Here is a 23,170-nt window from a genome sequence, read left to right as displayed (position 1 = left end):
CCTTTTTCAATTATTAAATTTACATTCAATCCCATAACATATCCAGTGGTATGCTAATCTCAGGTAATGCAGGATAAAAAATATGTTTGGTTGTTTTATAGGGTAGCACCCTGCCTTCTTTAATACATTTTCCAATTGATTTCAAACAAAAGGATTCACCGCTTTTCCAATTTAAAACACTTACTCTAGTATCAGTATAACATAGTTTAGCTACTGGTAAATATTTTAGACCTAGGTTTTTTGCAACATTATACCTATGATTCCCATCCATAATCCAACCTGAATTGTATTCAGTAGGAATTACTGTATTCCATATACCGTTTTCAACAATACCATCAGATAAATACTTAACGGCAGCACTGTCCACTTCTTCAGATTGTCTTAAAGAAGATACTTTTTCAAAGGATACTTCATACTCCTTTCCTGAATCCCCTAATTTAAATATCTTCATAGATCAATCGCCCCATATTTACTTAAGTAATCTTCGACTTTGTTAATATTACCTTTATATTTTGATGAAGAAGACATACAGTCAATGATATTTCTTATTGTAGTTATAGGCAATATATTAACACCAGTTCGCTCCGCAGCATCCCGTAACGCAGAACCATTACCGACCAATCCTTTTTCTTCACGATCGAGTGCGACAATATAAGACATGATGTTTCCATTTAAATTGGAAACCAAATTAACACTATCATCAATAGTCATACCAGAAGTAATAACATCATCAACAATAATAATATTACCACCGTCTAAATTTGCACCTACTATGATTCCTCCATCACCATATTTCTTTACTTCCTTTCTGTTGAATGAGTAATCTACCTCTATATCGAAATCCCTCTGCAAGGATAATGATATTGCTACGCATAATGGTATGCCTTTATATGCAGGACCAAAAATAACACTAGGAGAAATGTTATTTTCAACGATATGCTTCGCATAAAACCATGCTGTTTTGTTCAATAACTTAGAGTTACACAACTTGCCAAAATTAAAAAAATATGGACTAATTCGACCAGATTTCAATTCAAAATTACCGAATTGAACAACATCACTTTCTATTAAAAACTGTGCAAAATCATTTTGATTACTTAGCATAATAAGAACCTCTAGCTTCTTCTAAGGTAGAAAACCCGTCTTTAATCATAAAAGATTCAATTTCTTGGTTGAATTTATCTATTATTGAAGGACCTTCATATATTAAAGCGCTGTAAATCTGGCACAAACTCGCCCCCATACATATTCGCAAATATGCTTCATATCCACTATCAATCCCACCTGAAGATACTATCACCTTTTTCTTACCGACTATTTCGTAGGTTCTTTTAAGCATCTCTCTAGATTTTAATTTTAATGGTTCACCTGATAAGCCTCCATTTATCAAATGCTCAGGAACTTTATCTAACATAGTTCTATCTGTAGTTGTATTGCTTACTATCAATCCATCCACCTGAGATGTAGAAAGGTATCTAAGCAATTTACATTCTTGAACAATATCCATATCAGGTGATAACTTAATAAGAATCTTGCATTTTTTATTTCTTATGCTTCTTATAACATCAATTTCCTTTATAAATGGTTCTAAAACGTCTATATTTTGAAGGTCTCTTAACCCAGGTGTATTTGGCGATGATAAGTTTATAGTTATGTAATCAGCATAATCAATTAACTTTTCAACTCCTATAATGAAGTCCTGCATATCATTAGTAGTATTTTTATTCTTACCTAAATTTACGCCAATAAAATCATCACGACTCCTACCTACCAACCTTTTTTTAACATATCCAATACCTTTAGAATTGAAACCATATCTATTTACGATAGCGCGGTTTTCTTTTAATCTAAACAACCTAGGTTTACTATTACCTGGTTGAGGTACCGGTGTAACTGAACCTATTTCAACAAAACTGAACCCCAATTTAGACAAACTACTGTAGGCTTGTGCATCTTTATCAAATCCAGCCGCAAGCCCAAGAGGATGTGGGAAATAACGATCAAAAACCCTTAATCTCAGAGATTTTATCTTTGCTTTCTTTTTTCTAATTGGTACAAACCTAAGTAAAAATATTGATAGGTGATGCGCCTTTTCAGGCGCAATATTCAAAAGTAGCTTATGTACTATTCTTTCAATCATAATTACTCGTTTACTTTTCTTATGGATAAAACACTTTTGTTTACTTCTTGTTTCAGTTCATCAAGTGTCAGCAACTGAACTTCTTTTTCTAATAACCACTCAGCATCGTAAAACTGATCAAGATAGTTAACTCCTGTATCAGGTGCTATAGCTACTACTGAATTAATATTCTGAAGCTGTAAGGCTACTAAGGCACTGAAAATAACTACACCAGAAGAACCACCTAATAACAAGCCTAGGTCTTTAGCTATCATATGGCATATTGAAATAGCATTTTGATCACTAACATTAAGTAGATAGTCAAAAGCATCAATATGAGTGTTATCAGAACGCCAGCTAAGGCCCAAACCGTTCAATAGATAAGGATGAAATTGAGAACCAAATATTGCGGAACCTGCAACATCACAAGCCAAGCTTTTCATATTGCTATTAACTTTTTTTATACCTTTACTTATTCCGGTAAAGTGTCCCCCTGTGCTTACTGTACCCACGATCATATCAGCAGGTATATCAAGGAACTCATTGGCGGTAACTGACTCATGATAGTGAGGGTTATCTGGATTATCGTATTGATTCGTCCAAAACGCATCAGGGTTATCTTTAAGTAATTCCTTAACTCTTGCTATCCTAGCTGTTTGAAAGCCGCCAGATGCGTCTGGAGTTGTTACCGTTTCAACATCAACACCAAAAGCTTTAAACCAATTCAAAGAATTCTTACTTACTTTTGGATCGACCACTACAATTAGCTTAAATTTTAAACTCGCGCTGAGCATTGCTAGCGATTTACCCAAGTTTCCTGAAGTTGACTCAATTACTGTTCCACCTGGTTTTAATTTACCACTTTCAAGAGCCTTTTCTATTAAGCCTAGTGCTGTACGATCTTTGATACTAAAATTCGGATTGAATTGTTCAAGTTTGAGATATAGTTTTTTATTATCCGGAATAAGTGGGTGTGATAAGGAAAAAACTGGAGTATCACCAATCAATTGACTAACTTTTTCTACTAGTTTCATAAATGACTCTACAGTATTTTTAATTCAGGGACGGGGAAAGCTGTTAAAAATTCGTTTCCATTTTCACCAACAATTAGGGGGTCTTCAATGTGCAGCGCGCCAAAACCAAACTCGTAATATGGTGTTTCTACAGATAAGACCATGCCTTCTTCAATAATAGTGTTGTCATGTGGTGATAAGATTGGATGTTCATAAGGTTCTAATCCTATACCATGTCCAACATGATGACGCCTGTATTCTCTAAATCCAGATTTGTGAACCGTTTCCATAACATGTTCAAAAACTTGTTTCCCTGTTACTCCTGGCCTAATAAAAGAGTACGCAGCTAACATGCCATTCCTGAGTGCTTCATAACGACGAAGTATTTCTGGGCTTACCTTCTCAATAGCATATACGCGAGCGATATCCGACCAATACCCTTCGTACACTGCATCTGAATCGAACCATAATATATCACCAGACCTTAAAGTAAGATTTTCCTTTTGTTTTCGTTGACCTCCTACTGCATGTCTTCCGGCCTTTATCATGGTTAGAGATGGTAGTGCCTCTTGACTTACTAGTGATTGATTAAACCATTTTGCTACGTCAAGTTCTGAAGTTCCATCGGTTACATTACTTACTGCATGATGTATTGCAGATTCATTTATCCGTGCTGATAGAGACAAGAGTTCAATTTCATTTTTTGTTTTAAAATGCCTAACTTTACGAAAGCCCGATGAAATTTTTTCCCAAAATACTCCTGGAAATTCACTCTTAATATTTACAAAAATATCACTTTGCAATCCATCTTCGTCGTAGCCAATTTTATTTATATTTTTTCCATTAGCTAATTTCTTGATTAAAATAGCTAACGCTTCCGTTGCTGATATGATGGTTTTAGGAACAGTGCTATACTCCATCAAAACTATCTCATCTTGAGTCAGGCCACTTTTACCATCATACTCCCTATAGAAAAGCCCATACGGTTGCACATGCCCAATATTTGAAAAAGAATCAAGCACCTGGTCAATCTCACCAATTGAATGTACGATATTAACTTTTTCGGGTTCGTCTTTATGTAAAACTACATATGATTGTCCAAAATATGGATTCAACGTCTTTACCACCGGAGTAAAACCTCCGAAGTAACGGCAATTTTCTTTAGTAGAACCAATTATCATGTCCAAATCATTATTCTTAAATAATGAACTTAACTTTTCATAATTAAATGACATTTTTTATAATCCTTAAAGATTCAATGACCGCAGGGGCCATATATTCAGTTTCATCAAAACCAAACCATTTCACATCATTCACTTCATTACTAGGATGGACGAATCCTAGTTTGTCAGTTGTAAAGATAAGAAGGCTAACAATATCTTTATAATCATGACTAGGTCCGACTAATTCAGAGACAAATTTAATTTCTTGATAATTCAAATCCACCATTAACTCTTCTTTTATTTCTCTAATTAAAGCAGTTTCTGGCGATTCACCTTCATCAATCTTTCCTCCGGGAAAATACCAAGTTTCATTCTCTCTAACTCTGACTAGTAATATTTTATTATCTTGAGCGTAAGCTAGGCATGCACAACGAATCATTATATATCCCTTTTATTTTATTAAGATGCATGAATATATTTTCTTTCGGATAATTCAAATAGTGCATAGCAGCAATACGAATAGGATCACCGGCGTGATATTTTTCATAAACCATTTGCCGTTGTCCGAAACCGTCACCACTAACGTCCCATGCAAGATTTAGTAGAAAACATCTTTCACTAGCCTCCATAGATTTAGTTTTTAACGATTCACTGATGATATTTGCATTTTCATTACTAAAATCACCATGATGAGGAACTGCTAACATAGAACCCGCTGAAAGTGATTGGATGATATTCACCATACTTTGATACCATTTAGGAAAATGATATCTTACGGCCTGAATAGCATGGATACTTGGATTAGCAATATCATCTTCAATGCTAGAATCGTGTTCTGCTAAAAGTATCCCCCCACGCACTAACTCTAAACAGGAAGTCATTTCTCCTAACTGTTCACGTACATTCAAGAATCCAGTCAGTCCCATTTTCTCAGCTAATTCAATAGCTATACCAGTTAGCATTTCTGCCTTAGATAAGCCTCTAACAATACCTTGATGACCGTTGTGGTTACGAATTTTAGTTTTATCATAGAAGCTATTGGATTTATCTACATCTCGATACACGAACACTTCATTCCAAGGAATGAAAACATTCTCAAAAATCATATAAGCATCAGATTCATCGAATAGATTTGATATGGGATGATCAAAAGTATTATAATCTTTATGTTGTAGCGGCTTCCGACATATAAGCTTAACCCCAGGCGCGCTGACGGGTACTGCAAAAGCTAACGCGAAATCTTCATCCCCTTTTACCAGCCCTGGCATGTTAAAGATCAATAACTCGTCAGCGATAGGTGCTAAAGTCACAATCATTTTCGCACCTGAAACAATGATTCCTTGGTCATTCTCTTTTATTACTTTTACACCACAGAAATTATTGTTTTGTAATCCTAATTGTATTCCACGATCCATCTGTGGATTAATAGCTCCATGACCAATAAAAAGATTATTATTGCGACACTTATCATAATAATTAATAGCATTATCTGAAAAATTCGTATGTGGGCAAGAACCCAATACTGCAGCGTTTTTAGCCATAGCAGCTAATGCACAGTTCATAAAATCCGGCGTCCTTCCTAACATACCGAAAGATAGATCAGCTACACGTTTATAGCTAATTCTTTTTTTTATAAGATCATTGACATCTTTAGGTATTAAAGTACTTATATGGTATTTTTTATCATCTTCTGAATATGTAAAAACATCAGGTTCTTTTTCTTGAAGATCGTAATATTCAGAAATGCTATCTATAGCACCTTTAAATGTAGGTTCTTCGAGAATATCTGTAACCAACTTAGAATCAATGTAAACCTGTCTTTTATTTTTCAAACGACTTAAATAGTTTTCTTTAATCATAAAACGCCTCTATCTATTAATATTATAAACAATTAATTTTATTATCTGAAAAAATCCTGCTTTCGCCAACCCCATTTGATAAAAGAATATTATTAAATTCAGTAAAAAAAGACTTCCCACTTCCTATATAGAAATTAGAATTCATCAAATATTCTTCTCCAATAACATCAATAATAGATTTAAGAAATAAATCATCCCTTTCGTTATATATTAAATTAAATTTTAATAGATTTATATTATTTGGTAATGAAGATAAAAAATCATTCGAAAAAGTGTCATCATCCTTTTCAGTTATTATTATTAGTAAATGATTTTTAGAATAAGTGTTTTTTTTAAGTCCATTAACAATCCCATTTATATAAGCAACCCCATAATCGCATGAAATTAATACACTTCCAAATTCAGAATCACGAAAATATGCATCACCAAAAGGACCGGAAAGGAAAATTTCTTTCTTCGCCTTTAGTTTTTCTATTATTTTATATGATGGGGATTGTTTTTCGGTAAAGCTAATTAGAATTGATAATTCAGAGGAATCGTCTTCTTTTGGGGAGTGAGATACTACAGAAAAGAACCTTTCTGGACCATCTTTACAAGACAGTGATATGTATTGTCCAGGGATATGATTTAACGTATTTACAGATATTTTAGCAATACAACAATAAGGGCTAATATCTGTAATTACGGCGTTTGATATTTTATGTTTAACATTACTTATTTTAATAAAGCACATTTCTTAACACCTTAAAAAAATCATGGTAACATTCTCGTTTAAATTGATTTACAAGTCAACAGCATAGAAATTTTTGGTGATGCATCCAAATACGGAAATTGATATTTGAAGAGCTAAAATTAACCGCTTCTGCAGGAATAGCCCCTGTTAAATTCCTGGCCAAGATCGCATCAGACATCAATAAACCTACCTGACGGGCAATTTGTAATTGTCCCTGAGCAAGTTGAACAATTTATTTTAAGTAATCAAGAAAAACTAATTGCATATTTATCACCATAACCGCCCAGTAATGTATTAAGTTCTTCTTCTATCGTCTCTTGAGTCCAGGTCATAAATCGTCGCCAGTGATATTTTGATGTGGTTTAATGATTTTGGACATCGTTATAGAGGCGATATTCTCACTTCGACAATTCAACAGGTGACATAATGAAAAGAAGTTTCAGCAATTCAAAATGAAATTTAATTTCAATGGGTTTGATGTTGCACGATTGCTAAATATCACTTCAATTCAATTGCAATTTCTCATAATCGAAACACTCAATAATTACTACAGATCAGCAGACTACACATTACAGATTCAGCATGTTCCAACTGAGAATGCGAGTAGCGGTAAAAAACACTCTGAAAATCTGAGAAAAGGTGCCTTAGAAAAAGCGAGGCTGATTTTTGAGTTACAGGCAGATCCCAAAAGCCAGTTCCCTGTCCCACCGGATTTCTATATAAAGTATTTTCAGTTGGTAGCACCGCCACTTGATACATGGTTCGATATCATTCTTTTTGATGAAGCACAGGATGCTAACCTTGTGACTAAAGCGTTGCTGGATAAGTGCCAGCGCAAACGGATTTTTGTTGGTGACACCCATCAGATGATAAACCGTTGGCGTGGTGCTAATGACGCTCTGGATGCGTCTGTATCGGCGTAATAGATGTTTAAAGATTTGTCAGAGATTTACCTTGATGGATATTGGAGAGGCTCTATCAACTCTTTAGTAAAAACTGACGAAAGATCACAATATGCTTGCTTTCCACACAACGATTCTGTGGGAGTAGGCTATGATAATACAGTGATGTTGTTGAAAATCTGCTTATATATAGTTTTAAATTCTGGAAAATATCTTTCAGAGAGTCAGATTTAGTGAGTTTTTTTGAGGATTCAAATAGGACTTAAATGTGGACAAACCTCAACAGCAAAGCCGAAGAGCCTTTCTCAGCCAAACAGGTAAATTCACTACCGCCTGTGCGGCGATTTCCTTGACCGGAGGGATCGTACAGGCTGTACCATCAACCGCCGCAGCTAATACATCATTGATGCAGACCACCCTTATTGATAGCCATTACTACCTGAAAGATGTGCTATTGGAGGAGGGATTTGAATATGATGGCTGTACCGTGATTGGCACACGTACCGCATTATATACATTGGAAATCAAAGATGGTCGGATCGCTGCTATCCATGCTGCTGGTGTGCTACTTAATACGCATTTGCCATGCTATCAAGCGCAGGAACAGTTGTTGTTGCCCGCTTTCCGTGATATGCACATCCATCTAGATAAGACTTTCTACGGTGGTCCGTGGCAGGCACCGTTACCCCGTCAGGGTAAAACTATTATGGATATGATCGCACAGGAACAAACATTGATCCCCAAATTGCTGCCTACCTCGCAGCAACGAGCAGAGGGTTTGATCGCTTTGCTGCAATCCAAAGGAAGCACGGTAGCGCGTAGCCACTGTAATATTGATCCAGTTAGTGGTTTGAAAAGTCTGGAGCATTTGCAGTATGCGTTAGAGAATTACCGTGATGATTTCAGTTGCGAAATCGTTGCTTTTCCTCAGCACGGTTTGCTGCACTCCAAAGTGGAGGGGCTAATGCGTGAAGCGATGCAAATGGGAGTGCAGTACGTTGGTGGGTTGGACCCTACTAGCGTGGATGCTGCGATGGAAAAATCACTGGATACTATGTTCCAGATTGCACTCGATAATAACGCCGGTGTGGATATTCATCTGCATGAGATAAGCCCTGCGGGTGTTGCTGCTATCAACTACATGATTGATATGGTGGAGAAAACATCCGCTTTGCGTGGCAAGGTCACTATCAGCCACGCCTTCGCCTTGACCACATTGGATGAGGGGAAACTAACAGAGACCGCTTCCCGTTTGGCAGAGCAGCAAATCACGATTGCTTCTACAGTACCGATCGGTAGCTTGATGATGCCGTTGCCGCAACTCAGAGCTAAAGGGGTATTTATTATGACCGGTACTGATAGTGTGATTGATCACTGGTCGCCGTTTGGCACGGGGGATATGTTGGAAAAGGCAAATTTGTACGCGCAATTGTACCGTGGCTCAGATGAATTTCATCTTTCCCGTGCTGTGGCTATTGCTACTGGCGGTGTATTGCCGCTTAATGACCAGGGGCAGCGTATTTGGCCGCAGGTAGGTGATAAAGCTGAATTTGTCTTGGTGGTCGCTAGTTGTTCTGCTGAGGCTGTGGCACGTTTGCCTGCCCGTCAGGCAACATTCCATCAAGGGCGTTTGGTGGCCGGTGCTATAGTCAGGTCTTGATCCAAAGTTCCATGTTCAGCCATTCGACAATAAAATCAGCCACCTGTTCAGGTTGATTAATATTCAATTGTGGCAAAACAGTTTCTAATTTTTCATCACTGACAACCGCAATCACATGTTGATCAAGAAGATCGCTTAATCGGTGGTTAAGAGTGTTGCGGTATAGGGCGATCTTGTTGATTGGCTCATCTTTAAAACCTTCCACTAGAATCAGATCCAGTGAATTTGGATCAAAACGGCTGGCAAGATAGTTCAAATCTACTTTCATTGCATCTGGCGTTTCTGTCATTAATGCCCAGCGTTGTTGGTTGGCAACCAGAGTTTGTTCTGCACCGGCTTTGCGCAGTTCATAACTGTCTTTGCCCGGTTTATCCACATCCATATCGTGATGGGTGTGTTTTATCAAACCAACCCGGATTTGCTGTTGACGTAATAATGGGATCACTTGTTTGAGAAGTGTGGTTTTTCCTGTTCCGCTATAGGCTGTAATACCCAGTAGCGGAAGCGGTTTTGCCCTCATTTTTTGATCTCCTGTATATGCTCCCAATGTTGGCAATCTTCCGGTGTGTTCAGATTAGTAAAGACGATGGGATTATCATCAAACTGAACGGCTATCGCTCTGATCTTATGCATAAACAGTATTAATTTGCGATCACCATTAGCCAAATAATTTTCTAATTGAGAAGTCAGACTGCGGTGTAGTAAAGCGATGGTAGGGTGAGCCCGGTTGCCATCATTTACATAGGCTGCCAATGCTTGCTGTTTTCCCTGCCATAAGCGAATAACTAAATCAGTAGGGAGATCGGGGACATCACAAGGAACAAATACAACCCAATCGTGACTAGCTGATTTTAGGGCTGTCAGCATGCCTGAAAGGGGGCCAGAGAAGTCTGGTGTTAAATCTGGAATAATTTGATAACCACTTTGTTGGTAAATGTCCAGATTGCGGTTCGCGTTGATAATTAATTCATCTACTTGTGGAAATAGCTTATCCGCAATATGTTGGTACAGTGGTTTTTTATTTAAAAAAATTAACCCTTTATCATTGCCGCCCATACGGGTGGCACGACCTCCGGCAAGGATCGCACCGCTTATTTTTGGTTGCATCATGTTCAAGTTACCAACTGAGGTAGTTATTACCGCTAATATAACTTCTTTCAGCTTGGTTATTTGGGTTTAACTCAGCATTATTTAAAATAAGCTCACCGGATAACTTGCTGATAAAAGGGTCATCTTTACGCTTATTGACAGAGCAATCCTTTCTCTATGCGGTCATCCCTGTTAATTTGTATATACCCGTTATCTTTCAAGTTGCCTCTTTGTTGGCTGCACTCACTCACCCCGGTCACATAGTTCGCTATGCTCCCGGGGATTCGCTCCCTTGCCGTCGCGATGCATCTTGAAATCCGTAGGGTATAGGCTTTATTTGTAAGGGGTTCGGTATGAAATGCCATTTATCTGCATTGACTAATGGCTGAAAAAGGATCACCAAGTGGATTTTCAAACTGCGCTATTGCATGCTGTGGCGTTATTATAGATTAACCAAGAGAATAGAATGTGCTAGCAAACCAGTCTGCTTTTAATTTCCGGGAATTAACACCGGATTTGATTATGGATGCATTGGTGCAGACCGGGTTGTATATAGATTCCGGGCTGACAGAGTTAAACAGTTATGAGAATCGTGTTTATCAGTTTATAGACGAAGAGCGTAAGCGTTATGTCGTGAAATTTTACCGGCCACTACGTTGGGATCAGCAGCAGATTCAGGAAGAGCATGATTTTGCCTTGGCGCTAAAACAAGCTGATTTACCTGTTGCGGCACCTTTGGTATTTAATGAGCAAACTTTACTGACTTTTAAAGATTTCTTTTTTGCCGTTTTTCCAAGCATCGGGGGGCGTCAGTATGAATCCGATAATCTCTTTCAATTAGAAGATGTAGGGCGTTTGCTAGGGAGAATTCATCAGATTGGCCGCCAGCAAACATTCACTTCTCGCCCAACTATCGGGTTAAATGAGTATCTGCATCAACCACGACAGTATTTGGCTGCATGTGAGTTGGTTCCTGCGGGACAGAGAAGGCAATTTTTGGCGGTATTGGATGATTTGATAAATGTCGTAGCATCAAATTGGCGCGATGATTGGCAGATATTGAGGCTTCATGGTGACTGCCATCCGGGTAATATTTTGTGGCGTGACGAAGCTTGGTTTGTTGACCTTGATGATGCGCGTAATGGTCCGGCAATTCAGGATTTATGGATGTTGCTTCATGGCTCCCGTCAAGAACAGTTATTACAATTGGATACTTTGTTGGAAGCCTATAGTGAGTTTACGGATTTTGATCCGGGAGAATTGTCATTAATAGAACCATTGCGTGCTATGCGGATGGTCTATTATTTGGCATGGGTTGCCCGACGTTGGCAGGATCCTGCTTTCCCCAAAGCATTTCCTTGGATGACAGATACCGATTTTTGGTTAAAACAGACGTCGCTTTTTTCTGAACAGATTAAGCTGTTACAGGGACCACCTTTGCAGCTTAACCCGATGTATTAATGTTTATCATGGAGATAGTTATGAAGAAGTTTTGGTTAGCTTTAGTCGGAATGGTGATGGCATTTAGCGCATCTGCTGCCAATTTTACCGAAGGAAAACAGTATGTTGAATTGAAATCGCCGGTGGCGGATCAACCACCGGCGTTAGAATTCTTCTCTTTCTATTGCCCCCATTGTTATCAGTTTGAAGAGATTTTTAAAGTTCCTCAGACGGTGAAACAGCATTTACCGGAAGGGACAAAACTTGTCCGTTATCATGTGGATTTTCTAGGACCACTGGGTAAAGAATTGACTACTGCTTGGGCTGCGGCAATGGCAATGGGTGTTGAAGACAAAGTGACCCCGGTACTGTTTGAGGGTATTCAGGAAACACTGGCTATTAAGACTCCGAATGATATTCGCAGTGCCTTTATCAAAGCCGGAGTGACTGCTGAGGATTATGATGCTGCCATGAGTAGTTTTGTGGTGAAATCCTTAGTTGTTAAGCAGCAAAAAGCCGCTCAGGATTTGCAACTGCGGGGTGTACCGGCAATGTTTGTTAATGGCAGGTATATGGTGAAAAATGATGGCATTGATGCCACTTCTGCTGATAACTACGCTAAATCCTATTCAGACGTTGTTAACTTCTTGTTAAACCAGAAGTAATGTTGATGGTGCTGAAATAGAATGACGTAAGCATGTGCCGGAGTGAGAATCTTTGGCACAATCTGTGTCAGAAAGACTTGCGTGTCGGAAAGACTTTTTTGTAAGACAAACTCTGGTTATATCCACAACTCTGTGATCTATAAGGCAATATGACAGTTTAATGACGAAGATTATAAGTCATTGATTTTTTACCTGAGGTTGATAAGTTTTTTTTATCAACGATCAACACCTAAATAAAAATTGTAATATCTATACACAAAGTTATCCACAGAATTTATAGTAGGGTGTGAATATCTGAATCGGGTTTCAGTAAAGAAAATTCACATAAAATTCGTTTCCTACTTCTTGCTGTGGCATCCTATTTCCTTATCACACCCGTAACAGATATAGATAATGAAGAAGATTTATGGCTCAGATAGCAGACAATCCCCTGATTTTGGTTGATGGCTCCTCATACCTTTATCGTGCTTATCATGCTTTCCCTCCGCTGACGAATAGCGCGGGTGAACCGACTGGAGCCATGTATGGCGTATTGAATATGCTACGCAGCTTGGTAATGCAGTACAAACCAAGCCATGTAGCGGTGGTATTTGATGCTAAAGGCAAAACTTTTCGTGATGAATTGTTCGCTGAGTATAAGTCTCATCGTCCTCCTATGCCGGATGATCTGCGTACTCAGATAGAGCCGCTACATCAGATGGTCGAAACTATGGGGTTACCGTTGCTGGTGGTGCCAGGAGTAGAAGCTGATGATGTTATCGGGACTTTGGCGTTGCAGGCAGAAAAAGAGGGGCGTGCGGTACTTATCAGCACTGGTGATAAAGATATGGCGCAACTGGTAACGCCAAATATCACGCTTATCAATACCATGAATAACACCATTTTAGGGCCGGAAGAAGTCGTTGAAAAGTATGGTGTGCCGCCAGATCTGATTATCGATTTTCTGGCATTGATGGGAGACTCTTCTGACAACATTCCTGGCGTACCTGGCGTGGGAGAAAAAACCGCACTGGGATTACTGCAAGGGATTGGTGGCATGGATGATATCTTTGCCAATCTGGATAAAATTGCCGGGCTCAGTTTCCGTGGTGCGAAAACGCTGGCGGATAAGATGGCGCAGCATAAAGATGTCGCTTATCTCTCCTATAAACTGGCAACCATTAAAACCGATGTTGAGTTGGATAAAACCTGTGTTGCTCTGTCAGTCAAAGAGCCTGATACGGAGAAACTGCATCAGTTGTTTTCTCGTTATGAGTTCAAACGCTGGTTGAGTGATGTGGCAAACGGCGATTGGCTGGCAGAGAAAGGCAAAAAACCGGTATCCACTGGTAATGATGAATCATCTCCGACGGAAGATAAATCTGTTTCGGCTACACTCTCTTCTGATAATTATCAGACTATTCTTGATCAAAAAAGCGTTGATGAGTGGATTGAGAAGTTGAAAAAAGCGCTGGTTTTTGCTTTTGATACCGAAACTGACAGCCTTGATACTTTGACTGCTAATTTGGTGGGTATGTCATTCGCAATTTCTGCCGGAGATGCAGCCTATCTACCTCTAGGCCATGACTATCTGGGCGCGCCGGAACAGCTTGACAGAGAAGTTGTGCTGGCTGCATTAAAGCCGCTACTTGAAGATAGTAATCTGCTGAAAATTGGTCAGAATATTAAATTTGATCGTGGCGTGTTGGCTCGTTACGGCATTGAGCTGCAAGGCATTGCTTACGATACCATGCTGGAATCCTATGTACTCAATAGCGTTGCAGGCATGGGGCGACATGATATGGATAGCTTGGCTGAACGCCATCTGAATCATAAGACCACGACGTTTGAAGAGATTGCTGGTAAAGGTAAAAATCAGCTCACCTTTAATCAAGTTCCGGTGGAACAAGCTGCAATGTACGCCGCAGAGGATGCAGATGTCACTTTGCTGCTACATCAAACTATGTGGCCGCAGTTGGAAAAAACACCAGCGCTGAAAAAAGTATTCCTGAATACAGAAATGCCATTGGTTATGGTGCTTTCCCGTATGGAGCGTACAGGCGTATTAATTGATGCAAATATTCTGGCTGAGCATTCAAAAGAAATCACCGCCCGTCTGGATGAGTTGGAAAAAGAAGCTCATGAACTGGCTGGTGAGGCTTTCAATCTGGCTTCGCCAAAACAGTTGCAGACGATATTGTTTGAAAAATTGCAATTGCCGGTAGTAAAGAAAACGCCGGGTGGTGCGCCATCCACTAATGAAGAGGTATTGGAAGAGTTGGCGGATACCCATGCGTTGCCGAAAGTGATCTTAGAGCATCGTGGGTTGGCAAAATTGAAATCCACTTACACCGATAAACTACCACAGATGGTCCATCCGCTGACCAAACGGGTGCATACTTCTTATCATCAGGCGGTAACGGCAACAGGACGTCTCTCTTCACGTGATCCTAATCTGCAAAATATTCCTGTCCGTAATGAAGAGGGCCGCCGCATTCGTCAGGCATTTGTGGCCCCTGAAAGTTACCGGATTATGGCCGCTGACTACTCTCAGATTGAGTTGCGGATTATGGCTCATTTGTCTCAGGATCAAGGATTGTTGAAGGCTTTTGCCGAAGGGCAAGATATTCACCGGGCAACGGCGGCGGAAGTCTTTGGTTTGCCACTGGAACAGGTAACCAGTGAGCAGCGCCGTAGTGCTAAGGCGATTAACTTTGGTTTGATCTATGGTATGAGTGCATTTGGTCTTTCCCGTCAGTTAGGTATTCCTCGCGGTGAAGCTCAGCGTTATATGGATCTCTATTTTGAGCGCTATCCGGGGGTATTGGCATATATGGAGCGTACTCGTAAACAAGCGGAAGAGCAGGATTACGTTGAAACTCTGGACGGTCGTCGTCTTTATCTGCCAGATATCAAATCTCGCAATGCCATGCGCCGTAAGGCAGCAGAACGTGAAGCTATTAACGCGCCAATGCAGGGAACTGCTGCGGATATCATCAAAAAAGCAATGATTGCGGTGGATGACTGGATTGTCAGTGAAGCGCCGAAAGTTTGTATGATTATGCAGGTTCACGATGAGCTGGTATTCGAAGTCCATGAGTCACAACTTGAATATGCAGAACAGAAAATTCGTGAATTGATGGAGAAGAGTATGGTGCTTGATGTTCTGTTGAAAGTGGATGTGGGTATTGGTGACAATTGGGATCAGGCGCACTGATATTTTGAATTAACAGTGACGGCTGAGCTATGTATTTGGCTCAGCCTTTTTTGAACTGTTCACAATAAACAGCAATGTTTAATCGCTCTGCTAATCATAGTCACCATGTGCTCTAGTATCCCCACCTCCCCAAGCTACTCTCTTGCCATTTTCCCGTATGGCTATAAATGCCAATTGTGTTGCACTCAGGCTAATAATGTCTCTCAATTTGGCAATTTCGGGTGGCATTCTTCCGCCTAAATAAAGATCCCCCCAGGAAACCACACTGCGGTCTTCCCGCAGAGCTGCGAATGCTCCACGTGTTGAACTCAGGTTGACAATATCTTGTAGTTGGGCAATTTCGGGTGGGAGCTGACCACCATAATTCTCATCTCCCCAGGCAACCACGCGATGGTTTGCCCGTAGAGCTGCGAATGCGCGGTTAGTTGCACTCAAGCTGGTGATATCTCGCAATGCAATAATCTCAGGCGGGATTAGGCTGCCATGGTTGTCACCGTCCCACCAGTAAAAGGGGCTTTCCCAAGCGGTTACACTGCCATTTTGTAATAACATGGCGGTTACTCGTTCATTGGTAACAATATAGTTATTATTATGATCACTATTACTATCATTACTATATCTTGCAGATTTACAGTATTGTTTTATAAAACTATCATCAGTATTTATATCTGTTGAGAAATCATTAGGTTGATTCATATTACTCTCCTGATAAGGTCGTATCGGATTTACCTTTGCCCATAGGGAGTTTGTTGTCGTGAAACTTATTACCCTTACGGGCTAAGTTGGGGTGTCGCTTTCGTTTAGGGATATTAATGATTTGCTTATTTGCGATGAAAAAATAATGTCTAATAGCCAGCTAATTATATTCGCCATGTTCTAAAAGATCTCCACCACCCCAGCCGACTCTCCGGCCACCCGCCCGCAAAGCTGAAAAAGAAATTGCAGTTGAATTCAGACTGACAATATCTTTTAATTTTGCGATCTCGGGGGGAACATAACCACCATTTTGTCCGTGTCCCCAGGCGACTACACTACGGTTTGCTCGCAGCGCTGCGAATGCCCCCTCTGTTGAACTTAGGCTGATGATATCTTTTAGTTGGGAAATCTCGTATGGAATTTGAACTCGATTATCCTTACCCGAATCTTCCCAGCAAACTATGCTGCGATTCGCCCGCAAAGCTGTAAATGCATCTGCTGTTGTACTCAAGCTGACAATATCCTGTAGTTGGGCAATATCGGGTGGGATACGGACATTATGATCCGGAGGTCCCCAGGCAACCACGCTACGGTTCGCCCGTAGCGCCGCGACTGCTTGATTTGTTGAACTCAGACTGACAATATCGTTCAGTTTAGCAATTTCGGGTGGAATTATACTTCCCCAGGCAACTACGCTACGGTCCGCCCGTAGCACCGCGAATGCATGATTCATTACATTCAGGCTGACGATATCTTTTAGTTGGGCAATTTCGGGTGGAGCTATTATACCGTTGGCCCAAGCAACCATGCTACGGTCTGCCCGTAAGGCTGTGAATCCCCGTACCATTGAACCTAGGCTAACAATATCCTGTAGTTGGGCAATTTCGGATGGGAGATTACCACCATAACTCAGATCTCCCCAGGCAACTACGCTACGGTCCGCCCGTAGCGCTGCGAAAGCAAAATTTGTTGAACTCAGGCTGACGATATCTTTTAGTTGGGCAATTTCGGGTGGAACGATTATATTGCTCCAAGCAACTATGCTACGGTCTGCCCGTAGCGCTGCGAAATAAGAAGGTGTTGAACTTAGGCTAACGATATCTTTTAGTTGGATAATTTCGGGTGAAATTGGGTCGATATATCCCCAAACAACCACACTACGGTCCGCCCGTAGCGCTGCGAAAGCATAAAGTGTTGAACTCAGGCTGACGATATCCCGTAGTTGAGAAATTTCAGGTGGAACATAGCCGCCAAACATTGTATTCCCCCAGGCGATGACACTGCCATTTTTCAATAGCATGGCAGTTGCTGAGAGAGTAGATGCAATCACTCTGTTATTGCTGTCGAATGAATATTTTTTCCAATAAGCTTCCCAATTATCTTCAAGTGTATATCCTCCCCAAGAAGAACTATTATCATTACTTGTGTTCGGTGATGAATTATCATGTTGGTTCATATTGCTCTCCTGATAAGGTTGTATTGGATTTACCTTTGCCCGCAGGGAGTCTGTATAGTGAAACTTACCCTTTGTGGGCTAAGTTATATTGCTACTTTAATTAAGTAATATTAATTGGTGAATGTGGAAAAGTGTAATAAGAAAAAGCTATCAGATGATTGTATGGCTGATATATTTTTGCAAAACAAAGCTCTCATGAGCTGTGATATTATGTTTGGTATTTGTTTAAGTATTTGAAATAAAACAAATTGTATCCAGTTTATTCGTGTTTCCCTAGTCTTCTAACTGGGGAGATACAACGATTGTTTCTAAATTAGATTTTTTTGTTTTAACGTTATTTTAGTTTATTCATTTAAATAATACTTATATAAATCATCTTTCCTCCCTACGCATAAGTTTCGAATTCATCGTTAATAATGACTTTTTTGCATGGCAACTAAGGATCAGATAAATCATATAAATTTCTTCTTTTGAGTCATCCTCACATGTTTTTACCCTGATATTATCTCGGAATATCTGTGGTTCTATGTGATCCAATTTCAATCCTGGTTTTGGCTCTTATGGTTTCTCCTTCTTCGACCGATATCTTGTAGCTGGGCAATTGCAGAATGAAAGGGGTAGATAAGTGTAATGTGAAACGGTTCCTGGGTGGTTTTAAGTTCATGTGTTGCTGTAAGGTCAACATAGCTAATGTAATATTTTTTGTACGCATTAGTACTGATTTGTTGTCTATGTAATGCATATTAGATCCAGATCGCATAAATATGTAATTAAACTACATTTGGTGGTGTCAAAATGAACAAAATCGCCGGCTGAATCGAGATAATTGCTGAAAATAAATTACAAAAGGGCTTTTTCTAATAAATAAAATAGGGTAGAGTTATTGGCGTAGGGTACAGAGGTAAGATGTTCTATCTTTCAGACCTTTTACTTCACGTAATCGGATTTATAGCTGAATATTAGCTGCCCCAGTCAGTTTTGACTGGGGCATTTTTTCATCTGAATTTAATTGGTGGGAATGAAAAAGGCGGTATTAACTATGGTTTTCAACTTGAACGGCTTTCGAACTGAACCATATGTCCAGTTTCTGTTGTAATTTATCGATCCCGATTTTTTTCAGGGCGGAGAAATATTCCACTTGAATATCTCCATTGAGAGCTGCTAACTCTTCACGTACTTTATTCAACTGGCTTTTACGGGCGCCGGATGTCAGTTTATCGGCTTTAGTCAGCAATGCTATAACGGGTACATGCATTGCCACCGCCCATTGGATCATTTGCTGATCAAGATCTTTCAGTGGATGACGGATATCCATCAGCACTACCAGCCCAAGCAGGCATTCACGTTTTTGCAAATATTCACCCAGTGCTTTTTGCCATTTACGTTTTATCTCTTCCGGTACTTCGGCATAGCCATAGCCGGGTAAGTCAACCAGACGAATACCTTCTTCTACTTCGAATAAATTGATGAGTTGTGTGCGGCCTGGTGTTTTACTGGTACGGGCGAGACTTTTCTGTTTCGTCAGGGCATTTAGCGCGCTGGATTTACCCGCGTTTGAACGGCCGGCAAACGCGACTTCAATGCCCATCTCTTGAGGCAGATGGCGAATATCAGGTGCGCTCGTGATAAAACGGGTCATATGATAGTTGTGGTTTTTGATGGTCAAAATGATTATCTCCCTGAGAAATGCACTGAATATATGCCAAAGGAGATTATACCGATAGCCACTGTTGGTTGACAGGATTAAAAATAATGACATATTTCTGATGGGTTGAACCGAACTTGTTATTTTGTTACCGATGACGATCCTGTTTGTGAAATAAAATCTAACCTGTTATTGAAAGGATAAATTTTTCTTCAAAGCACCCGTCGATTGATAGCGTAAATGTAGGTAAATATTGAGCACGATGTTGAAGAGATTATTAGAATTGATTCAGTTTGTGTTGTTGACCTTAATAATATAGGAACCCAGAATGTTTAAACGTATTTTAGTAGCCCTTGTAACTGCATGCTCTCTGAGCGCAATGGCGCCTCTGGCTTTGGCGGCGGGAGAAACTCATGTGAAGCTGACAACAACGGAGGGTAATATTGAACTGGAATTAAATAACCAGAAAGCTCCAATTACAACGAAAAACTTTATTGAATACGTCAATGAGGGTTATTACAACAATACAATCTTCCATCGGGTAATCCCTGGATTTATGGTGCAGGGTGGTGGTTTTACCAAAGATTTGCAGCAAAAAGCGACTAAAGCCGCTATTAAAAATGAGGCGGATAATGGACTGCGTAATTTACGTGGAACTATCTCTATGGCACGTACCGCTGATAAAGACAGCGCCACCAGTCAATTTTTTATTAATGTAGCGGATAATGCTTTCCTTGATCACGGTCAGCGTGACTTTGGCTATGCAGTATTTGGTAAAGTCGTAAAAGGTATGGATGTTGTGGATAAAATTTCTCAAGTTAAAACGGAAAACGTTGGCCCATATCAGAATGTACCGGTTAAACCAGTCGTTATTCTGTCTGCGGAGATTATTCCTTAATTTTTTCCTATTACTTTGGCTGTGGCAGTTTCTGGTCTTCCGGTTAACTTTCATCAGATTAACAAACTGGCCTGCATTAAATGGAGGCCAGTTTCACAGTTATTCATACATCTTTTGGGTAAATTTTTTATTTACTTCGGTTCGTGGATAATATCTGTCTTTGTAGCATTTCTTCTCTTTACTCTCACAGTGTACGCCGTTACTTAAAGTGTAAGATGAAAAGTCGACATCTTTTCCATCACCAAACTCTTTTTTCAGGTGTTCTACCGCTTTTTTGCCTAAATATCTTTCGGTTAATTTTAGCGATAGCCCTTGTTGATCAGAGCAATATTTTCCTTTTTTATCACAAACAACCCCTTTTTCTGGAAAGAAAATGTTGGCAGCTTTGTTAACAGCCAGAGTGGGGAAGGACAGCAAAAAAAGAGATGCTATAATCAGTTTTGTCTTCATAACAATTACCTTTACTTATTGAATATCAAAATAGGGCACATGTTTTGTAGGGTATGAGAGTAAGTTGATTGAGGAAAAAACAGCCATTGATTTTGTTGTACTATGCTACAAATATTGATGTGCTATGATAGCCGCCCCGTTGTCGCGAGGCCGTTTTACCTGGAGCCAGTTGTGCAGGATAAACAAATTGCAGGAGTGGCAGGGCAACAAATACAGCGATAAAAATGAGTAGGATAGACTCCTATGTTACTAATAATAGATAACTATGATTCTTTTACATATAACTTATATCAATATTTTTGTGAATTGGGTACAGATGTTTTAGTTAAGCGTAATGATGAATTGCAACTTGAAGATATTGAGAGATTGATGCCTACCCATTTGGTTATTTCCCCAGGCCCTTGTACCCCAAATGAAGCAGGCATTTCTCTGTCTGCGATTTCTCATTTTTCGGATAAGTTGCCGATTCTTGGTGTTTGTCTTGGACATCAGGCAATTGGGCAAGCGTTTGGTGCCCGCGTGGTAAAAGCCAGGGAAGTGATGCACGGAAAAACTTCTGCTATTCATCATAATCAGCAAGGTGTGTTCAAAGGGCTTAACCGGCCATTGACCGCGACTCGTTACCATTCATTGGTGATTGCCGCAGAGACGTTACCAGCCTCATTTGAAGTCACCGCATGGAGCCAGCATAATGGCAACGTCGATGAAATTATGGGCATTCGTCATCGCACTCTACCACTGGAAGGTGTGCAGTTCCATCCTGAAAGTATTCTCAGTGAGCAAGGTCACCAGTTACTAAGCAACTTTCTGAGATATTAACAGATACCGATAATTTCTTCATTTATCCATCTTTTTCATTTGCCCATCTTTGATTTTTTATGCATATTTGGTGATTATGTTTTCACTTCTGAATGGCGTGTATATAAAAAACGGGTGGGAAAATGAAGGAGCATACCGCAGTAGATAGAAATACATACGATCAAGTTATGTTGCCAATTTATTCACCAGCGCAGTTTATACCGGTGAGAGGGCAAGGTAGTCGTGTATGGGATCAGCATGGGAAAGAATATATTGATTTTGCGGGAGGGATTGCTGTTGTGGCTTTGGGTCATTGTCACCCCGCGTTGGTAGATGTTTTGAAGCAGCAAGGGGAGAAACTTTGGCATATCAGTAATATTTTCACCAATGAACCCGCTTTGATTCTGGCGCAGAAACTGATTGATGCGACTTTTGCTGAGCGGGTATTTTTTGCTAACTCAGGAGCGGAAGCGAATGAAGCAGCATTTAAACTAGCTCGCCACTATGCAATTACTCGTCACAGTCCTTATAAAACCAAAATTATCGCATTTCATCAGGGTTTTCATGGTCGAACCCTATTTACTGTCTCTGTGGGTGGTCAGCTAAAATATGCTGATGGTTTTGGGCCAAAACCTGCGGATATTATTCATGTACCTTTTAATGACTTAGATGCAGTGAAGGCCGTCATAGATGACCATACTTGTGCTGTTGTATTAGAACCGGTTCAGGGAGAAGGGGGAGTTATGCCGGCAGCACCGGCATTTATTCATGGGTTGCGTGAGCTTTGCGATAAGCATCAGGTGTTGTTGGTGTTTGATGAAGTGCAAAGTGGGATGGGACGTACTGGTAAGCTATTTTCTTATATGCATTATGACGTTACGCCGGACATTATTACCACGGCAAAAGCATTGGGAAATGGTTTCCCTATCAGCGCCATGTTGACGACAGAGAATATTGCTTCAGTGATGACGCCGGGAACTCATGGTACAACTTATGGCGGTAATCCATTGGCTTGTGCAGTTGCAAATGTTGCTTTTGATATTATTAATACACCAGCGGTTCTGGCGGGAGTTGAAAAACGCCATAATTTAATGGTGAATTTTCTGAATGATATCAATCAGAAATATTCGATATTTGGTGAAGTCCGAGGAAACGGTCTGCTGATTGGTGCGGAACTCAAAGCGCCATATCAGGGAAAAGCTAAAGATATTCTGCAACTGGCGGCTGAAAATGGCTTAATGTTGTTGAGTGCGGGTGGTGACGTATTGCGTTTCACGCCTTCGTTGATTATTAGTGAAGAAGAGATTGCTCAAGGAATGGAACGGTTGGAACTGGCAATTAACCAGTTGGTGTAATTAAGTATAAGAGAAATCAGCGCAATATAATGC

At 40.1% G+C, this 23,170-nt stretch carries 23 protein-coding genes and 1 pseudogene; 10 read left to right on the top strand and 14 right to left on the bottom strand.

Features of this window, described 5'->3' with window-relative positions:
* Nucleotides 1–25 precede the first annotated feature (25 nt).
* The 8 genes from KZ793_RS09605 to KZ793_RS09570 are packed head-to-tail and all read right to left on the bottom strand — an operon-like array spanning nucleotide 26 to nucleotide 6,887.
* Nucleotides 26–451 carry a ParB N-terminal domain-containing protein gene (locus KZ793_RS09605; RefSeq protein ID WP_225815129.1) on the bottom strand — a complete coding sequence of 142 codons (426 nt, stop codon included), beginning with the start codon at nucleotides 449–451 and terminating at the stop codon, nucleotides 26–28.
* Nucleotides 448–1,104, bottom strand: a complete 657-nt coding sequence (gene pyrE, locus KZ793_RS09600) for an orotate phosphoribosyltransferase (RefSeq protein WP_225815128.1) — start codon at nucleotides 1,102–1,104, stop codon at nucleotides 448–450. The genes KZ793_RS09605 and pyrE overlap by 4 nt, the downstream gene beginning before the upstream one ends.
* Nucleotides 1,094–2,140: a quinone-dependent dihydroorotate dehydrogenase gene (locus tag KZ793_RS09595; RefSeq protein ID WP_225815127.1), complete on the bottom strand. Its 1,047-nt coding sequence runs from the start codon at nucleotides 2,138–2,140 to the stop codon at nucleotides 1,094–1,096. The genes pyrE and KZ793_RS09595 overlap by 11 nt, the downstream gene beginning before the upstream one ends.
* Nucleotides 2,141–2,142: 2 nt before the next feature.
* A complete protein-coding gene (locus KZ793_RS09590; RefSeq protein ID WP_225815126.1) occupies nucleotides 2,143–3,153 on the bottom strand; it encodes a cysteine synthase family protein in 1,011 nt (336 codons plus the stop codon).
* An 8-nt stretch (nucleotides 3,154–3,161) separates the two neighbouring features.
* Nucleotides 3,162–4,367, bottom strand: coding sequence for a M24 family metallopeptidase (locus tag KZ793_RS09585; protein WP_225815125.1), 1,206 nt, complete (start codon nucleotides 4,365–4,367; stop codon nucleotides 3,162–3,164).
* On the bottom strand, nucleotides 4,357–4,734 hold the full coding sequence (locus KZ793_RS09580) for an NUDIX hydrolase (RefSeq protein ID WP_225815124.1): 378 nt from the start codon (nucleotides 4,732–4,734) through the stop codon (nucleotides 4,357–4,359). Before KZ793_RS09580 ends, KZ793_RS09585 begins: the two co-directional genes overlap by 11 nt.
* Nucleotides 4,697–6,154, bottom strand: coding sequence for a 4-hydroxyphenylacetate 3-hydroxylase family protein (locus KZ793_RS09575; protein ID WP_225815123.1), 1,458 nt, complete (start codon nucleotides 6,152–6,154; stop codon nucleotides 4,697–4,699). Before KZ793_RS09575 ends, KZ793_RS09580 begins: the two co-directional genes overlap by 38 nt.
* Nucleotides 6,155–6,176: 22 nt before the next feature.
* Nucleotides 6,177–6,887 carry a ferredoxin reductase domain-containing protein gene (locus tag KZ793_RS09570; RefSeq protein WP_225815122.1) on the bottom strand — a complete coding sequence of 237 codons (711 nt, stop codon included), beginning with the start codon at nucleotides 6,885–6,887 and terminating at the stop codon, nucleotides 6,177–6,179.
* An 86-nt stretch (nucleotides 6,888–6,973) separates the two neighbouring features.
* Between KZ793_RS09570 and KZ793_RS09565 the strand changes: the two are divergent.
* The 3 genes and pseudogenes from KZ793_RS09565 to KZ793_RS09555 all read left to right on the top strand — a co-directional run.
* Nucleotides 6,974–7,124, top strand: a pseudogene (locus KZ793_RS09565) (Y-family DNA polymerase); the annotation flags it as partial.
* Nucleotides 7,125–7,339: 215 nt separating this feature from the next.
* Nucleotides 7,340–7,810 (top strand): UvrD-helicase domain-containing protein, encoded by a 471-nt coding sequence (locus KZ793_RS09560; RefSeq protein WP_225815121.1) that lies wholly within the window; start codon nucleotides 7,340–7,342, stop codon nucleotides 7,808–7,810.
* A gap of 247 nt (nucleotides 7,811–8,057) precedes the next feature.
* Nucleotides 8,058–9,449, top strand: a complete 1,392-nt coding sequence (locus KZ793_RS09555; RefSeq protein WP_225815120.1) for an amidohydrolase family protein — start codon at nucleotides 8,058–8,060, stop codon at nucleotides 9,447–9,449.
* On the opposite strand, the gene mobB is transcribed toward KZ793_RS09555, so the two are convergent.
* Nucleotides 9,439–9,969, bottom strand: a complete 531-nt coding sequence (gene mobB, locus KZ793_RS09550) for a molybdopterin-guanine dinucleotide biosynthesis protein MobB (RefSeq protein ID WP_225815119.1) — start codon at nucleotides 9,967–9,969, stop codon at nucleotides 9,439–9,441. The two genes, KZ793_RS09555 and mobB, sit on opposite strands and share 11 nt — an antisense overlap.
* Nucleotides 9,966–10,556: a molybdenum cofactor guanylyltransferase MobA gene (gene mobA, locus KZ793_RS09545; RefSeq protein WP_225815155.1), complete on the bottom strand. Its 591-nt coding sequence runs from the start codon at nucleotides 10,554–10,556 to the stop codon at nucleotides 9,966–9,968. Before mobA ends, mobB begins: the two co-directional genes overlap by 4 nt.
* A gap of 450 nt (nucleotides 10,557–11,006) precedes the next feature.
* Here mobA and KZ793_RS09540 point away from each other — a divergent pair, with 450 nt between their 5' ends.
* The 3 genes from KZ793_RS09540 to polA all read left to right on the top strand — a co-directional run bounded on the left by KZ793_RS09540 (nucleotide 11,007) and on the right by polA (nucleotide 15,839).
* Nucleotides 11,007–11,999 (top strand): serine/threonine protein kinase, encoded by a 993-nt coding sequence (locus KZ793_RS09540; protein WP_225815118.1) that lies wholly within the window; start codon nucleotides 11,007–11,009, stop codon nucleotides 11,997–11,999.
* Nucleotides 12,000–12,019: 20 nt separating this feature from the next.
* Nucleotides 12,020–12,643, top strand: a complete 624-nt coding sequence (dsbA, locus tag KZ793_RS09535; RefSeq protein ID WP_225815117.1) for a thiol:disulfide interchange protein DsbA — start codon at nucleotides 12,020–12,022, stop codon at nucleotides 12,641–12,643.
* A 406-nt stretch (nucleotides 12,644–13,049) separates the two neighbouring features.
* Nucleotides 13,050–15,839 (top strand): DNA polymerase I, encoded by a 2,790-nt coding sequence (gene polA, locus KZ793_RS09530; RefSeq protein WP_225815116.1) that lies wholly within the window; start codon nucleotides 13,050–13,052, stop codon nucleotides 15,837–15,839.
* A 90-nt stretch (nucleotides 15,840–15,929) separates the two neighbouring features.
* On the opposite strand, the gene KZ793_RS09525 is transcribed toward polA, so the two are convergent.
* Nucleotides 15,930–16,535 carry an RCC1 domain-containing protein gene (locus KZ793_RS09525; protein WP_225815115.1) on the bottom strand — a complete coding sequence of 202 codons (606 nt, stop codon included), beginning with the start codon at nucleotides 16,533–16,535 and terminating at the stop codon, nucleotides 15,930–15,932.
* Between the two features lie 160 nt (nucleotides 16,536–16,695).
* Nucleotides 16,696–17,991, bottom strand: coding sequence for an RCC1 domain-containing protein (locus KZ793_RS09520; protein ID WP_225815114.1), 1,296 nt, complete (start codon nucleotides 17,989–17,991; stop codon nucleotides 16,696–16,698).
* Between the two features lie 906 nt (nucleotides 17,992–18,897).
* Between KZ793_RS09520 and KZ793_RS23065 the strand changes: the two genes are divergently transcribed.
* Complete coding sequence (locus tag KZ793_RS23065; protein ID WP_445375908.1) at nucleotides 18,898–18,954, top strand: hypothetical protein; 57 nt, start codon at nucleotides 18,898–18,900, stop codon at nucleotides 18,952–18,954.
* A gap of 70 nt (nucleotides 18,955–19,024) precedes the next feature.
* Here the strand turns inward: KZ793_RS23065 and yihA are convergent, their stop codons facing one another.
* Nucleotides 19,025–19,657: a ribosome biogenesis GTP-binding protein YihA/YsxC gene (gene yihA / locus KZ793_RS09515; protein ID WP_225815113.1), complete on the bottom strand. Its 633-nt coding sequence runs from the start codon at nucleotides 19,655–19,657 to the stop codon at nucleotides 19,025–19,027.
* Between the two features lie 307 nt (nucleotides 19,658–19,964).
* Between yihA and ppiA the strand changes: the two genes are divergently transcribed.
* A complete protein-coding gene (gene ppiA, locus KZ793_RS09510; protein WP_118985277.1) occupies nucleotides 19,965–20,534 on the top strand; it encodes a peptidylprolyl isomerase A in 570 nt (189 codons plus the stop codon).
* Nucleotides 20,535–20,633: 99 nt separating this feature from the next.
* On the opposite strand, the gene KZ793_RS09505 is transcribed toward ppiA, so the two are convergent.
* Nucleotides 20,634–20,984, bottom strand: coding sequence for a YcgJ family protein (locus KZ793_RS09505; protein WP_225815112.1), 351 nt, complete (start codon nucleotides 20,982–20,984; stop codon nucleotides 20,634–20,636).
* A 243-nt stretch (nucleotides 20,985–21,227) separates the two neighbouring features.
* Here KZ793_RS09505 and KZ793_RS09500 point away from each other — a divergent pair, with 243 nt between their 5' ends.
* Nucleotides 21,228–21,803, top strand: coding sequence for an aminodeoxychorismate synthase component II (locus KZ793_RS09500; RefSeq protein WP_225815111.1), 576 nt, complete (start codon nucleotides 21,228–21,230; stop codon nucleotides 21,801–21,803).
* A 122-nt stretch (nucleotides 21,804–21,925) separates the two neighbouring features.
* On the top strand, nucleotides 21,926–23,137 hold the full coding sequence (gene argD, locus KZ793_RS09495) for a bifunctional acetylornithine/succinyldiaminopimelate transaminase (RefSeq protein WP_225815110.1): 1,212 nt from the start codon (nucleotides 21,926–21,928) through the stop codon (nucleotides 23,135–23,137).
* The last annotated feature ends 33 nt before the right edge of the window (nucleotides 23,138–23,170 follow it).

It is taken from the genome of Photorhabdus antumapuensis (assembly GCF_020387775.1).
Taxonomy (GTDB): Bacteria; Pseudomonadota; Gammaproteobacteria; order Enterobacterales; family Enterobacteriaceae; genus Photorhabdus; species Photorhabdus antumapuensis.
Note: the sequence above shows the minus strand (reverse complement) of the source record. Positions and strands in the feature narration are given on the sequence as shown.